General features: G+C 51.1%; 18 protein-coding genes and 1 pseudogene. 18 read left to right on the plus strand and 1 reads right to left on the minus strand.

Annotated elements, in window-relative coordinates; translation table 11 throughout:
- Positions 1-93: 93 nt before the first annotated feature.
- From EC843_RS15870 to EC843_RS15910, 9 genes are all read left to right on the plus strand, one after another.
- Complete coding sequence (locus EC843_RS15870) at positions 94-318, plus strand: hypothetical protein (RefSeq protein WP_133522569.1); 225 nt, start codon at positions 94-96, stop codon at positions 316-318.
- 35 nt (positions 319-353) lie between these two features.
- Positions 354-863: a phage regulatory CII family protein gene (locus tag EC843_RS15875; RefSeq protein ID WP_133522570.1), complete on the plus strand. Its 510-nt coding sequence runs from the start codon at positions 354-356 to the stop codon at positions 861-863.
- A gap of 7 nt (positions 864-870) precedes the next feature.
- Entirely contained in the window at positions 871-1,071 is a 201-nt protein-coding gene (locus EC843_RS15880; RefSeq protein ID WP_133522571.1) for a phage filamentation protein Fil family protein, read from the plus strand.
- The gene (locus EC843_RS15885) at positions 1,035-1,376 is read left to right on the plus strand and encodes a DUF5347 family protein (RefSeq protein ID WP_133522572.1); all 342 of its coding nucleotides are present in this window, start codon (positions 1,035-1,037) and stop codon (positions 1,374-1,376) included. The genes EC843_RS15880 and EC843_RS15885 overlap by 37 nt, the downstream gene beginning before the upstream one ends.
- A gap of 68 nt (positions 1,377-1,444) precedes the next feature.
- Positions 1,445-1,672, plus strand: coding sequence for a DUF2732 family protein (locus tag EC843_RS15890; protein ID WP_133522573.1), 228 nt, complete (start codon positions 1,445-1,447; stop codon positions 1,670-1,672).
- Positions 1,602-2,495 carry a baseplate J/gp47 family protein gene (locus EC843_RS15895; RefSeq protein ID WP_243739148.1) on the plus strand — a complete coding sequence of 298 codons (894 nt, stop codon included), beginning with the start codon at positions 1,602-1,604 and terminating at the stop codon, positions 2,493-2,495. Before EC843_RS15890 ends, EC843_RS15895 begins: the two co-directional genes overlap by 71 nt.
- Positions 2,488-3,009 carry a phage tail protein I gene (locus EC843_RS15900; protein WP_133522575.1) on the plus strand — a complete coding sequence of 174 codons (522 nt, stop codon included), beginning with the start codon at positions 2,488-2,490 and terminating at the stop codon, positions 3,007-3,009. Before EC843_RS15895 ends, EC843_RS15900 begins: the two co-directional genes overlap by 8 nt.
- Positions 3,010-3,014: 5 nt before the next feature.
- On the plus strand, positions 3,015-4,541 hold the full coding sequence (locus tag EC843_RS15905) for a phage tail protein (RefSeq protein ID WP_243739149.1): 1,527 nt from the start codon (positions 3,015-3,017) through the stop codon (positions 4,539-4,541).
- A 1-nt stretch (position 4,542) separates the two neighbouring features.
- Positions 4,543-4,983 carry a tail fiber assembly protein gene (locus tag EC843_RS15910; RefSeq protein WP_133522577.1) on the plus strand — a complete coding sequence of 147 codons (441 nt, stop codon included), beginning with the start codon at positions 4,543-4,545 and terminating at the stop codon, positions 4,981-4,983.
- A 116-nt stretch (positions 4,984-5,099) separates the two neighbouring features.
- On the opposite strand, the gene EC843_RS15915 is transcribed toward EC843_RS15910, so the two are convergent.
- Positions 5,100-6,182 carry an acyltransferase gene (locus tag EC843_RS15915; protein WP_166642066.1) on the minus strand — a complete coding sequence of 361 codons (1,083 nt, stop codon included), beginning with the start codon at positions 6,180-6,182 and terminating at the stop codon, positions 5,100-5,102.
- A gap of 379 nt (positions 6,183-6,561) precedes the next feature.
- Between EC843_RS15915 and EC843_RS15920 the strand changes: the two genes are divergently transcribed.
- The 9 genes and pseudogenes from EC843_RS15920 (at position 6,562) to EC843_RS15955 (ending at position 14,695) form a co-directional block, all read left to right on the plus strand.
- A complete protein-coding gene (locus EC843_RS15920) occupies positions 6,562-6,759 on the plus strand; it encodes a hypothetical protein (RefSeq protein WP_133522579.1) in 198 nt (65 codons plus the stop codon).
- A 209-nt stretch (positions 6,760-6,968) separates the two neighbouring features.
- Positions 6,969-7,655, plus strand: a pseudogene (locus tag EC843_RS24840) (DUF3383 family protein); the annotation flags it as partial.
- Positions 7,656-8,915: a phage tail sheath subtilisin-like domain-containing protein gene (locus tag EC843_RS15925; RefSeq protein ID WP_279535814.1), complete on the plus strand. Its 1,260-nt coding sequence runs from the start codon at positions 7,656-7,658 to the stop codon at positions 8,913-8,915.
- A 10-nt stretch (positions 8,916-8,925) separates the two neighbouring features.
- The gene (locus EC843_RS15930; RefSeq protein ID WP_133522581.1) at positions 8,926-9,441 is read left to right on the plus strand and encodes a phage major tail tube protein; all 516 of its coding nucleotides are present in this window, start codon (positions 8,926-8,928) and stop codon (positions 9,439-9,441) included.
- A 57-nt stretch (positions 9,442-9,498) separates the two neighbouring features.
- Positions 9,499-9,831, plus strand: coding sequence for a phage tail assembly protein (locus EC843_RS15935; protein ID WP_133522582.1), 333 nt, complete (start codon positions 9,499-9,501; stop codon positions 9,829-9,831).
- 14 nt (positions 9,832-9,845) lie between these two features.
- Positions 9,846-9,968: a GpE family phage tail protein gene (locus EC843_RS15940; RefSeq protein ID WP_074388356.1), complete on the plus strand. Its 123-nt coding sequence runs from the start codon at positions 9,846-9,848 to the stop codon at positions 9,966-9,968.
- A complete protein-coding gene (locus EC843_RS15945; RefSeq protein ID WP_133522583.1) occupies positions 9,961-13,137 on the plus strand; it encodes a phage tail tape measure protein in 3,177 nt (1,058 codons plus the stop codon). The genes EC843_RS15940 and EC843_RS15945 overlap by 8 nt, the downstream gene beginning before the upstream one ends.
- Positions 13,134-13,598 carry a phage tail protein gene (locus tag EC843_RS15950; protein WP_133522584.1) on the plus strand — a complete coding sequence of 155 codons (465 nt, stop codon included), beginning with the start codon at positions 13,134-13,136 and terminating at the stop codon, positions 13,596-13,598. The genes EC843_RS15945 and EC843_RS15950 overlap by 4 nt, the downstream gene beginning before the upstream one ends.
- On the plus strand, positions 13,595-14,695 hold the full coding sequence (locus EC843_RS15955; RefSeq protein WP_133522585.1) for a phage late control D family protein: 1,101 nt from the start codon (positions 13,595-13,597) through the stop codon (positions 14,693-14,695). Before EC843_RS15950 ends, EC843_RS15955 begins: the two co-directional genes overlap by 4 nt.
- Positions 14,696-14,708: the final 13 nt, after the last annotated feature.

Consider the following 14,708-nt stretch of genomic DNA (forward strand, 5'->3'; position numbering starts at 1 on the left):
ATTTACAGGTAACCAAATCGGATCTAGAGTTCACCCATAAACACCAGTGCACTCCAATGCACCAGAACAACAGCTAACCGGAGATAATCACTTATGACTCCTCAAATTGCAATCCCATCAGGTGCAGACCTGATGACCTATGAAGAGTTCGCATCCCTGTACGGGTATGGTTTACGCACTGTAAAACAAATGGTTGCTGATGGTGACCTGCTTCTGATGCCACGTAAGAAAGATGGTGGTGCTGCTCGTATCAACATGGTGGCCTTTCGTGCCCGTCTCTTAGCTCAAGGCATCAACTGTAAATACGTTGCCGCCTAGTTAACTTAATTATGCAAGTTAAGGGATCTAACTCAATGTTTGATTTTCAAGTTTCCATACATCCTCACTTTGATGAAGCGTGTCGCTTATTCGCCAGTCGCCATAACATGGCTGAACTGGCCAAGCTGGCAAACATTAAAGAGCAGACTCTGCGTAACAAACTGAACCCGGAGCAACCACACCAGTTAACAGCGCCAGAAATCATGGTTCTTACTGACCTGACCGAAGATGCAACGCTGGTTGATGGTTTCCTGGCTCAGATACATTGCCTGCCATGTGTGCCGGTAAACGAACTGGTAACAGAAAAATTGCCTGATTACGTTATGGGTGCAACTGCATCTGTGGGTCAGATTGCTGGCAGCGCTATGTCAAAAGAGCGAATGACGCCAAGCCATAAACATTCACTAGTTGAGAGCGCCAACGCCGGAATGCGTTTCCTTGCGCTGGCTGCTTTATCTGTTGATGCACGTCTGAAAACCAACCCAGCCATGACCAGTGCGGTAGATACCATGACAGGTATCGGCGCAACGTTCGGTTTGCTCTGAGGTGGCCATGCTGAAATGTGAACCTTCTTTTGCATCACTGCTGGTAAAGCAAAGCCCATCCATGCACTTCGGCCACGGCTGGATTGTTGGTGAAGATGGTCAGCGCTGGCATCCATGCAACTCACAAAGTGAATTACTGAATGGGTTGTCCTGCAAAAAACGGAGAACGCTATGGCCATTGAAGGTGCTGCGGCAGCTGTTTCATTGAGTCCAGGTGAACGTGTCCATGGGCTGAACCATATAGCGGAATTAAGAGCGAAGGTATTTGGCGTGAATATTGAACCAGAACTGGAACGCTTTATTTCTGATATGCGGAACCCACGGGACAAAAACCATGAACAGAATACCCGCGCACTGGCGGCAATTTTCTTTATGGCGAATATTCCGGCCAAACGTCAAAGCGTCAATGTTAATGACCTGACGACTGACGAAAAGCGGGAACTGGTTAAAGCAATGAATCATTTTCGTGCAGTCGTGAGTTTATTTCCCAAACGGCTAACCATGCCGGTTTAACCCCCAAACAGAAATTAATGGCGTCAACTCGCCGGGCATTCTTTTGCCCAAATTCAGGAGAAAGACAAATGCGAAATATCGAAAAGCGCAATTTCGAAATTAACCAAACAGCACTGGTTTCATTGCTGAACAAAGCAAAGGTTGAAGAACGCAAAGACCGGGCAATGGACGCTTCAATCCGGATGGAGTCACTGGCCGTTCACATTCTGAATGAAGGGATGAGTGGTGTTGAAGCCGCAGACCTTCTGCGCCGTGAAGCCGCTCGCTACGAAAACGAATCTCAGGAGCTGCACTGATGGCCGATTCAATGGACCTGGTACAGAGGAACAGGCCGCTGTCACCCGTGCACTGGCGCTGGAATCCGATCCGGTGGTGAAGCTGTTACAGGAAAATACCTACCGTGAAATTCTGCTGCGCCAGCGCGTCAATGAAGCCGCGCAGGCGGTAATGGTAGCGTACTCGATGAAGTCTGACCTCGACCAGCTCGCCGCCAATAATAATGTTCAGCGTCTGGTGATAACCCCGGAGGACCTGAACGCGGTACCGCCGGTTGCTGCCGTTATGGAATCTGACAGCGATTTACGCCAGCGTATTCCGGCGGCGATGGAGGGGCTGAGTGTTGCAGGTCCGTCTGCGGCCTATGAATTCCATGCCCGCAGTGCCGATGGCCGTGTGGCTGATGCATCTGCTGTCAGCCCGACACCGGCGAATGTCACCATCACGGTGCTGTCGCGGGAAGGTGACGGCACGGCATCCACGGACCTGATTGCCGCTGTAAATAAGGCGCTCAATGATGAAAGCGTGCGCCCGGTGGCTGACCGGGTGACGGTGCAATCTGCCACCATCGTGAATTACACCATTGAGGCAAAGCTCTATCTCTATCCGGGGCCGGAAGCCGAACCCATCAAAGCGGCGGCCATCGAACGGTTACAGGCGTACATCAAAGCTCAGTCCCGGCTGGGGCGTGATATCCGCATGTCGGCGATTTACGGCGCACTGCATGTTGAAGGGGTGCAGCGGGTGGAGCAAACCGCGCCAGTTGCTGATGTGGTGCTGGACAAATCTAAGGCCGCTTACTGCACCGCCTTCACTGTCACCATCGGCGGTACCGATGAATAGCCTGTTACCGCCGGGGTCGTCAGCGCTTGAGCGTCGGCTGGCGCAGGCCTGTAGCGACATCAGCACGCTTGATGTGCCGCTGCGTGATTTGTGGAACCCGCAGACCTGCCCGGTGAAGTTTCTGCCGTATCTGGCCTGGGCTTTTTCGGTTGACCGCTGGGATGAGGCGTGGACTGAGAACGTCAAGCGCAAGGCCGTCAGCGATGCTTTCTTTATTCACCGTCGTAAAGGCACGCTTGCTGCTATCCGCAGTGCGGTGGGTCCACTTGGTCGGGTTATCGGGATTACGGAGTGGTGGGAAAACAACGCTACGCCCGGCACGTTCGAGCTGGACATCGGGGTGCCTGATGGCGGCATGACTCCGGGCATGAATACCGAAATGGACCGACTCATCAGTGACGCCAGACCCGTCAGTCGTCACTGCTCCATCAACATCGTCCAGGAGGTGCCGGGTTATCTGTACACCGGCGGCATCATTTATGACGGCGACATTATTACGGTTTATCCAGGGTAACTATCATGGCGAAATTTAAAACCATTATCACCACCGCAGGGGCGGCAAAAATTGCCGCCGTGCTGGCGGGCACCGGCAGTATCGTCCTGGACAATACTGCGAAAATGGCCGTGGGTGATGGCAGCGGCACCTTGCCCACACCGAACCCGGCGCAGACCAAACTGGTTAATGAGGTACACCGTGCTTCTATCAACAAAGCCAGTATTGATGCCAGCGACCCGAAAAACATCATTGCCGAACTGGTTATTCCACCGGAAACCGGCGGTTTCTGGCTGCGTGAAATGGCGCTGTATGATGCGGCGGGTACGTTGCTGGCCGTGGGCAATATGGCTGAAACCTACAAGCCGTCATTAAGTGAAGGTGCCGGTCGAAAGATGGTCATTCGCATGGTGATTGCGGTCAGTGAAGTATCAGCGGTCACCATCACCATGGACACCTCAACCGTGATGGCGACACAGGACTATGTCGATACTGAAATTGATAAACATGCCAAATCCCGCAACCATCCCGATGCGACACTGACAGCTAAGGGGTTTACGCAACTTAACAGCGCAACGGACAGCGCCTCTGAAACACAGGCCGCCACACCAAAAGCGGTGAAAACCGTCATGGATGCGACCAGTCTCAAAGCTCCACTGGCCAGTCCCGCGCTGAGTGGTGTGCCTACTGCACCCACCGCGCCACCTGGCACAAATAACCAGCAACTGGCAAATACCCAATTTGTGCTGGCGGCGATTGCCTCCCTGATTAACTCCGCTCCCGGCGTGCTGGATACGCTGGGCGAACTGGCCGCCGCCCTGGGCAATGATGCTAACTTTGCCGCCACAATGACGGCAGCACTTGCCGCAAAAGCGCCGCTGGCCAGTCCTGCACTGAGCGGTTTACCCACTGCGCCGACCGCAGCTCCTGGCACCAGTACGTTACAGCTGGCAAACACCGCATTTGTCATGACCGCCGTTGCCTCGCTGGTTAACTCCTCACCGGCGGCGCTCGATACGCTCAAAGAACTGGCCGATGCCCTGGGCAATGATGCGAATTTTGCCGCCACGATGACGAACGCGCTGGCAGGTAAACAACCCAAAGACACCACGCTGACTAATATCAGCGGGAAAGATGTTGCAGGACTTCTCCAATACCTTGGACTTAAAACAGCAGCACAGCGTGATGTGGGGACGGCTGCGAATCAAATCCCGGACATGTCTTCATTTGCAGGGGCATGGACAGGTGGTGGTGGGGGGCCATTAATCACTGGTGCCGGCTGGCGTAAGGGACCGGATGGGGTTATTGAGCAATGGGGTGTTTTTGGGTTTTCGCCTAATGCTACTGGAACTGACGTGGTATTTCCCACTCCGTTCCCTAGTCGGGTTGAATCAATTGTTCTGACATTTGCTGATATTCAAGAGGCGCAAATATCAACTACTACTATGCCAGCTATCGGGGTTAACTCTGTAGGGACATTGCGTACTGGGTTTACGGCGCGAATGTCAGGTGTTGGCGGCTTTAACTTATTTTATAGGGCAATTGGGAGGTAATATGGGAGTGGTAATCTGTAGTGTATATAGCCCATCAGAAAACGCTATTTATCAATTGACCCTCTACAGTGAGTATATTGCAGCGGGAACGTGGCCGATGGACGGTATTGATATTACCGATGAGGATGCGAATAGATTCAATGGCGGAAATAAACCACTAGGGAAAATGCTTGGTATGGTGAATGGCAATCTGGCATGGATTGATGAACCTCCCATGACGCAGGAACAATTAATCGCTCATGCTGACGTGAAAAAACAATCTCTGATTAACGCTGCAATGCAATCAATCAATGTGCTACAACTGAAATTACAAACTGGGCGAACACTGACTGACGCAGAGAATGTAAAATTAAACACCATTATGGATTATATCGATGCGGTGACAGCGATAGATGTCAGCGATATCCCTAATGTCAACTTGCCAGATTATTGGGCTGAATAGGTCTTCGATGTTGGGTGCTATTGACGATATTTAATAGCACCCAATATATTTTTACTACATAAACCCGCTCAGTCTCAATGGTTGTGGTTTTTACAACCAATCATAAGAAAAAATCACTAATTGGGTGTGTTTTTAGCTATCATTGTTTTGGGTTTGGAGTTCCCATTTATAATTCGTAAGGCTTTGTCACAAATGAGTTTATTGATAATGAACGCAGCTCCATTTGCTATGATGAAAACAAGTGAGGTAGTCGACAGTGAATAAATGACAATATGCTCAGCACTCCAAGATGTATCTAAATGCTTAGTTAATTGCTGAAGTACTAGCACATGAATTAAATACACACCATAAGTATTTGCAGAAAGCCATAGTGTTGTTTTTTTTATTTTATCTCCGACATTAAAGAACTCATTTTTGAATAAAATGCATAAAGAGATTGTAAAAATAAACATATTTAACCCTGCATCATAAACAGGGTAATTTATTTTTACTCCCTTGATTCCATAAAGCTGCATGTAACCAAGTATACATGTGAGTAGATAGCCAGAAAAAACCCCAAAAAGGCTCCAGTGTTTATTAACTTCAGGTAATTTATGAAGTAGTCCGCCAATCATAAAGTACACCAACCACACAGGAAAGTCCGGCACATCAATAAAAGGTATAAAAGGTTTTATGCTTAACGTATATGCCTTTAATGCAATCAAGAAAACAATCGCGAACATAGCTTTGCTTGAATCAATTTTCGATACAAAAAGAGATAGCAAAGGAGCGACCAAGTACAACCCTAACATAGAATATACAAACCAAAAATGCACAGAAATACCTGTGCTACTGGTGAGGTTTTTTAAATATGTAAGTGGGATGTCACTTACATTACTCGTACCATCCTGAAGTTTATTGGCAAGGAAGTGTAAAAATGAATACACCAAAAATGGAATGATGATTGCTGAAATTCTTTTCTTATAGAAAACGATGATGTTATCTATTTTTTCATTAAGTAAAAATATCCCGCTAATAACGAAAAAAACAGGAAGCCCAACCCGAACCAGCGCCTGAATAAGTAAGGATAAAATATTTTCAAGCTGGCTGACCCCTGTGTTTTCATACCACGCAAACATCGGCGTTACATGTATGCCAATAACTAAAAAACAACAAATAACTCTCAATAAATCCAAGGATGTATTTCTTTGCTTGCTCACAATGATTCCATTTTACATTGAAAATTAGATGCGTGATTATACAAAAGTTGGCTGGCTAAATCTAATCTTTAAAAGAATGCAGCTTTATATTTTCATCTGTTCAGTAATAAGGTGGTGTATTCAGGCTTTGACGCTAAAATAATGAAATATCATCTAACCAGATGTACCTCGCAGAGAATCTTAAACGAAAGGCTGTTGGGATTGTTCATCAATGAGGATGACAAGTATCAGTTTGCTGCTTCGGTTGAACCAGAGGTGCCACTACCTGTGGAATCTTGCCAGACGAACCTTTAATCGAGACATAATGTATGATTGTCAGCGGCTGGGCATCAGCAATAGTTCCCACTGATAACCTGACAGAAACTTACGCGAGGTTGTGATGAGTAAAAAGTTTAACGATGAGTTTATTGCTCTTCTCGATGAGTTGATAGAAAACGGTGATTTTTTCACCTCTGCGATTGAAAGCAATAACTATGAATTCGATTGCGAAGAGTGGAAGGCCAGAGCATTAAAGCTTCTTAACGAAGCGAAATCAAATGTCAGCCAGGCTGGAGATGATGCAACCGATGGCGGGTGACAAAACCTGACTAGCTGCATGGCATCGAGTCTGCTAATCCAGCACGGTTCGAAAACCAGCATAGGAACCTTTTGTAGAATTGCCTGACGGCCTCCATTGTGGGGCCGTTTTTTATGGCTGTTGTGTGAGCGCTGACACAATGGCGGGAAAGTGCCTGTTGTTTGCGTTCACTTCATGATGTGGCAGAACCTCATGAGGAGAGCTGCAACATGCAAGATTATCATCATGGTGCCCGCGTCACCGAGATTAACGAAGGTACGCGCACCATCCGCACGATTTCAACGGGCATCATCGGTCTGGTCTGTACCGCTGAAGATGCAGACGCTGAAACATTCCCGTTAAATAAAGTCGCACTGATTACCAATATCCAGAGCGCTATGGCAAAAGCAGGCCGCAGCGGCACGTTGTATAACGCCCTCAGTGCCATTGCGGACCAGACCAGCCCGGTTGTTGTTGTGGTGCGCGTTGAAGAAGGTCAGGACGCTGCCGAAACCACCAGTAATGTGATTGGTGCTGCGGTTTCCGGTGTTGCCACGCCAGCCACATCAGCCTCACTTACTGGTGCAGCATTGACCCCGCAGGAACTGATTCTTGCCAGCTTCAAAGCCGTAAAAAGCGGCATTTTGAAAATCAGCGTTGATGGCCAGACGCAGACCTTTGCGGATGTTGATTTGTCAGGTATTGCTGCCGGAACGGATGCCGCCAACATGGCCGCAGTTGCCGCTGCCATTACGGCAAAACTGTCCGGTGCCACCCTGGCCTGGAACGGGGCCAGTTTTATCATGTCCTCGGCATCAACTGGCATTGCGTCCATGTTGGGTGTGGCCATGGCCGTCAATGTGGTGACCGACGCCGGTCCGTTGCTGGGACTGGACGCCGCACATAATCCGGTAGCCGTGACGGGTGCAGCGATTGATGGTAGCAACCCTGCCACCTCCGGCACGCTGACCAGCCCCGCACTGACCTCAAATGAAAAACTGATCGCCCGGTTCAATGCGGTCAAAAATGGCTCGCTGAAAATCACCATTGATAGCGCACTGAAAAACGTCACCGGGCTGGATTTCTCCGGTGCCGCTGACCTTGTCGCTGTTGCCGCAGCGGTAACCGCCAAACTGACCGGAGCCACCGTATCGTGGGACCAGTCAGCCGGGAAATTCATTGTCACGTCTGTATCCACTGGTGTGAACTCCAAAGTGGCCGCCGCACAGCCGGTGACCAGTGAAACCGATTTAGGCCCGTTACTGGGTCTGGATACTGTACACACGCCGGTCGTGAAAAATGGCACCGCCGCATCGGCAGCCGTCAGTTCACCCACCGGGCTGAAAGCGCTGCTGACCGCCCAGCAAAAACTGGGCGTGAAACCGCGCATTCTGGGTGTGCCGGGTCTGGACAGTCAGCCAGTGGCAGCGGAACTGATTTCTGTCGCCAAAAAACTGCGCGGATTTACCTACATTTCAGCATGGAATTGCGCCAATTTCGTGGAGGCCATGAACTACCGCGATAATTTCGGTGACCGTGAAGCCATGATTATCTGGCCTGACTTCATCAACTGGGATACGGCAAAGAACGCCGAAACCATTGCGTGGGCAACCGCCCGTGCATTGGGGTTGCGTGCGCTGATTGATGAGCAGACCGGATGGCATAAGTGCCTGTCAAACGTCACGGTGCAGGGGGTAACCGGCATTTCCGAAGATGTGTTCTGGGATTTGCAGGACCCGAACACCGACGCCGGTCTGCTCAACGGTAAAGATGTGACCACGCTGATTCGCCGCGACGGTTTCCGCTTCTGGGGTGTGCGCACGCTCAGTGCTGATCCACTTTTCCAGTTTGAGTGTTACACCCGAACTGCGCAGGTGCTGGCAGATACCATGGCCGAGGCCCATTTCTGGGCGATTGACCAGACACTCACCCCATCACTGGCCCGCGACATTATCGAAGGTATCAACGCCAAACTGCGCGAACTGGTCAGCCAGGGTTATCTGCTGGGTGGTCAGGCGTGGATTAGTGATGATGCCAACAGCAAAGACACGCTGAAAGCCGGGAAACTCACCATTGATTATGACTACACGCCGGTTCCACCGCTGGAAAACCTGATGTTACGCCAGCGCATTACCGACTCCTATCTGATGGACTTCACCAGCCAGGCGAAAGGCTAAGGGGGATTAAATGGCACTGCCACGCAAAGTTAAATATCTGAACCTGTTTAATGCAGGCATTAACTGGGTGGGGATTGTGGAATCCCTGACCCTGCCGAAACTGACGGAAAAATTTGAGAAGTACCGGGGCGGCGGGATGCCGGGTGCAGTGGATATCAGCCTGGGTCTGGATGATGGTGCACTGGATACAGAATTCACCATTGGTGGTACCGAAGCGCTGCTGTTTAAGCAGATGGGTACCGTCACCGCTGATGGCGTGATGCTGCGTTTTACCGCATCCATCCAACGTGATGATACCGGTGAAATTCAGGCGCTTGAGCTGGTGACCCGTGGCCGACATAAGGAACTGGATTCCGGTGAGTTTAAACAGGGTGACAGCTCTACCACCAAAGTGTCCGGCACCAACACCTACGCCAAACTGACCATTGATGGTGAGGTGCTCTATGAAGTGGACCTTATCAACATGATCTGGATTGTGGACGGCAAGGACCTGCTGGAAGAACATCGCGCAGCCATTGGCCTGTAATCATCAAAGGCGCGGTTACCGCGCCTGAACCCTTTTTCTACGTAACCGGATAACACCATGAAAGACGACGCTATCACTACCGAAAACACCGAACTGCCAAAAACTGAGTCAACCGTCAAACTGGATAACCCGCTTCTGCGCGGCGCTAACACCATCACTGAAATCATTGTCCGCAAACCGCAGTCAGGCGCATTGCGCGGCACGCGCTTGCAGGCGCTGATGGATATGGATGTGGATTCCATGATGATTGTGCTGCCCCGTGTCACCACGCCGACACTGACCAAAACCGAAATCATGCTGATGGAGCCTGCCGACCTGTTGCAGCTGTCCGTGGAGTTAGTCACTTTTTTGTTGCCGAAGTCGGTGACGTCGGATTCCCCACAGAACTGACGGTTGATGACCTGGTGGCTGACATTGCCACCATCTTTCACTGGCCGCCCGCTGTAACCGGTGAAATGTCACTGACGGAGGTTCTGGCGTGGCGGCACAAAGCCATTATGCGAAGCGGAGCCGCCACAGATGAATGACCGTAACCTGCGCTTGCAGGTCGTGATGAGTGCCATCGACAAACTTACCCGCCCTTTCAAACAGGCACGTGCCAGCACCCAGGAGCTGGCCGCGTCGGTCAAAAAATCCCGTGATGCCTTAACCCAGCTGAACCAGACCAGCGCCAAACTCGACGGCTTCAAAAAACTCCAGGCAGAAAACCAGAAGTTGGGTGACCGCCTCAACTACGCCCGCCAGAAAGCCAGCCTGATGAATCAGGAACTGGGCGCGTCCGGTCCACCTTCACAGCGTCAGGTGCTGGCACTGGAAAAGCAGCGCCTTGCGGTCCAGCGGCTGGAAGAACGTCAGGGCAAACTCCAGACTAAAACCGCGCAGGTGCGTGCCGAGCTTTACCGCGCTGGTATTTCGGCAAACGATGGCGCCAGCGCCACCGCCCGTATAACCCGTGAAACCGAGCGCTATAACCGCCAGTTGTCTGAGCAGGAAGCTCGGCTCAGACGTGCCGGTGAGCAGCAGCGTAAAATGACCAATGCCCGTAACCAGTACAGTAAAACGCTGGAAGTCCGTGACCGTGTAGCCGGTGCAGGTGTTGCTATGACGGGGGCGGGGGCGGCAATGGGTGTGCCGGTCGTGTCAGCGGTGAAAGACTATGCCAGCCTTGAAGATGCCATGAAGGGAGTAGCCAAACAGGTTAATGGCCTGCGCGATAACAACGGCAACCGCACAGCCCAATTTTATGAAATGCAGGCAGCCATTAAAACAGCCAGCGAACAACTGCCGATGCAGAACGGCGCAGTGGATTATGCCGCGCTGGTTGAAGGTGGTGCCCGCATGGGGATCGGCGCTAATGCGACATCGTGGGCCGAGCAGAAAAAACAACTGCTGGATTTTGCCTCCACATCTGCGAAAGCGGCCACGGCATTTGAATTACCCGCAGACCAGCTGGCTGAAAATCTCGGCAAGATTGCCCAGCTGTATCAAGTGCCCATCAGTAACATTGAGCAATTGGGTGACGTTATCAACTATCTGGATGATAACGCCATGTCAAAAGGTGCGGACATTATTGATGTACTGCAACGAATGGGCGATACCGCCAACCGTCTGGACTATCAGAAAGCTGCTGCGCTCGGTTCTACATTCCTGACGTTAGGTTCTGCACCTGAAGTGGCCGCCAGTGCCGCAAAAGCCATGGTGCGTGAATTATCCATTGCATCTATTCAGGGTAAGCGCTTTCAGGAAGGGCTAGCCACGTTAAAACTTGATCCACTCAAGTTGCAGAAATCCATGGTCACCGATTCCATGGGCACCATTATGCAGGTGCTGGAACAAGTTAATAAACTGAAGCCGGAAGAGCAGACACCACTGCTCACGCAACTGTTTGGTAAAGAATACGGCGATGATGCTACTAAGCTGGCGAACAACCTTACTGAGCTGCGCCGCCAACTGGGGCTAACACAGGGATCCGGTGCTAAAGGCTCCATGCAGAAAGAATCCGACATTAATAAAGACTCTCTGTCTGCGCAATATATGCTGGTCAAAGCAGGAACCCAAAACGCCATGAGCGGATTGGGTGAAGCTCTGAGGCCGCAATTAATGGCAATCATGATTAGCGTACAGAAGGTGACGAGAACTATCCGAGGCTGGGTGGAACGCAATCCAGAACTGGCGGGCACCATCATGAAAGTGGTCGCCGCTGTTGCTGCCATTACTACAACATTGGGTGCGCTGGGGCTTGCCGTTGCTGCCATCCTTGGGCCGCTTGCCATCATGCGGTTCGGTTTCAAGTTTCTGGGCGGTGGTGGTATCTCACGATTACTGCCATCACTGGGTGGACTGTCTACAATAATTGCCAAACTGGCACCGGGTCTTGCAGGTGCCGGTGGCGGTATTCAGGCATTCATGGATAGTCTGAAAAATACCGATGCAGCTTCCTTGATAGAGAAAATAAAAACCGCCATCAGTTCGCTGGGTGATAACAACGATGAAGACGAGGGTGGGATTTTAGACTCACTTAAAAGCGGAGCATTAAATAAACTCAAAGAGCAGGCAGAAAATGCAGGTAGTGCAATCGTTACTGCATTCCGCAACCCAGTAACATCATTGTCAGCATTACGTTCACGCGTCGGCAGCCTCGCCGCAACGGGATTTGGCGGGCTGGGGTTAGCGGCGGGAAAGCTCGGCAATGGACTGGTATGGCTTGCAAAGTCACCTTTAACTCTGATGCGCGGAGCGTTGTCTTTTCTGCTATCACCACTCAGCCTGGTTCGCACCGGTTTGATGTTTATCGGTAGCGTCATGGGGGTTTTGTTATCACCTGTCGGTCTGGTTGTCGCCGCTCTGGCTGGTGTGGCACTGGTTATCTGGAAATACTGGCAACCTATCACCGCTTTCCTCGGCGGCGTGGTTGAAGGCTTCAGGGCCGCCGCAGCTCCAATAATGGTTGCTTTTGCGCCGCTACAACCCGTGTTTGGATGGTTAGGCGATAAGGTGAAAGCCCTGTTTGGCTGGTTCGCAGATTTGCTGACACCGGTTAAGTCAACAGCCACAGAACTGGATAATGCCGCAGCCATGGGTAAACGGTTTGGTCAGTTTCTTGCTGATGGTCTGGCTATGGTGATGAGTCCACTGGAGACACTCAAATCTGGTGTGTCCTGGTTACTGGAAAAGTTAGGTATCGTTAATGCACAGGCCGCGTCTGCGAAATTGCCTGATGTGCCAATGGTGGGTGGTGGGGGTGCACCTGTAGCATGGAGTGCGCGACCTTCCGGTATTCCAATGTATGACACTGGCGGTTTTATCCCGCGTGGCCAGCTCGGTATCGTGGGTGAAAATGGCCCGGAACTGGTGAACGGTCCGGCAAATATTACCAGCCGCCGCCGTACAGCTGCGCTGGCCGGAGCCACTGCACTGGCATTTGGCAGCCTGGCAACCCCTGTTGCAGCAAAACCACTGCACCCGTTCAGTCTGCCAGTTCAGGAATATCGTGAAAGTGTACTGCCGTCACGACAGAGCGGTGCGACAGCGGCGGCTGCAATCCCGCCGCCGGCCATTATTAACATTCATCCAGCGCCCAGCCAAAGCCCGGCAGATATTGCCCGTGAAGTGGCTCGCCTGCTGGATGAGCATAACCGCAAAGCGGCGGCACGTACCCGCAGTAGTTTCAAAGACCAGGGGGATTTTGAGTCATGATGATGACACTGGGGATGTTTGTTTTTACCCTGAAAACGGTGCCGTATCAGGAATTGCAGTACCAGCAACAATGGCGACATGCCAGCAACAGCCGGGTGGGTTTACGCCCAACGTTGCAGTTTCTGGGGCCGGATACCGACACCATTACACTTTCAGGCGTGTTAATGCCATTCATTACAGGCGGCAGCATTTCTATGTTGACTCTGCAACTAATGGCTGCAACGGGTAAAGGCTGGCCGCTGATTGAAGGGTCTGGAACCATATATGGAATGTATGTGATCGAAAGCATCAGCCAGACCAAAAGCGAGTTTTTCAGTGATGGTGCGCCCAGGAAGATTGAATTTACTGTCACCCTGAAACGTATAGATGAATCACTGGCTTCCATGCTGGGTGATATGTCAGGGCAACTCACTGAACTGAAAGATAGCGCAATAAATATGACAGGAGGCCTGTTGTCATGACTGATTATAGCTTTGTGACCGGCACAGCCCTGATACCCGCTTTTCGGGTGACGCTTGATGATAAGGACATTACCACTTCACTGGAAGAACGCCTGATTTCGTTGACGCATACCGATAACCGGGGGTTTGAAGCTGACCAGCTGGATCTTGAACTGGATGATACTGACGGTCAGCTACAGCTGCCACGCCGTGGTGCGGTGTTGTCGCTGGCGCTAGGCTGGAAGGATGAACCATTAATCGTAAAAGGTAAATTTACCGTTGATGAGATAGAGCACAGCGGCGCACCGGACAGGTTAACCGTTCGCGCCCGCAGTGCAGATTTCAGAGAAACACTGAACATCAAGCGGGAGCGTTCATGGCATGAAACCACCGTTGGCGCGGTGGTGAATGAAATAGCCACCCGCCATAAACTCACCGCAGCGCTGGGTAAAGAACTGGAAGCGCAGGCGGTGGAACATTTCGACCAGACCAATGAATCTGACGGTAGTTTCCTGATGCGCCTGGCGAAAGAGTATGGCGCCATAGCGGCCATCAAAAATGGCAATCTGCTTTTCATCCGTCAGGGTCAGGGAAAAACGGCCAGTGGTAAACCACTACCGCTAATGACCATTACCCGTTCTGTTGGTGATGGTCATCGTTTCAGCCTGGCCGACCGTGGAGCTTATACTGGGGTTACGGCAAGCTGGTTACATACCCGAGAACCAAAGCAAAAGCCCGAAGTAAAGGTGAAGCGCCACCGCAAGAAAACAACCACTAAACCCACCAGTGCACCGGAACCTAAGCAAGGTGAATACCTGGTGGGTACCGATGAAAACGTGCTGGTATTAAGCCGGACCTATGCGAACCGGGCAAACGCCGAGCGGGCAGCTAAAACAACATGGGAGCGCATTCAGCGTGGTGCGGCGTCGTTCTCAATTCAGCTCGCAAAAGGCCGCGCTGATTTATTCCCGGAATTACCCTTAAGGGTGAACGGTTTCAAAAGTCAGATTGATGAAGTTGACTGGATTATCACTACAGTGACGAACAGCATCAGTGATAACGGATTCACGACATCACTGGAACTTGAGGTGAAAATTACTGATTTAGAAATGGAATGATGATTTTTTTAGT

It is taken from the genome of Buttiauxella sp. JUb87 (genome assembly GCF_004361975.1).
Taxonomy (GTDB): domain Bacteria; phylum Pseudomonadota; class Gammaproteobacteria; order Enterobacterales; family Enterobacteriaceae; genus Buttiauxella; species Buttiauxella ferragutiae.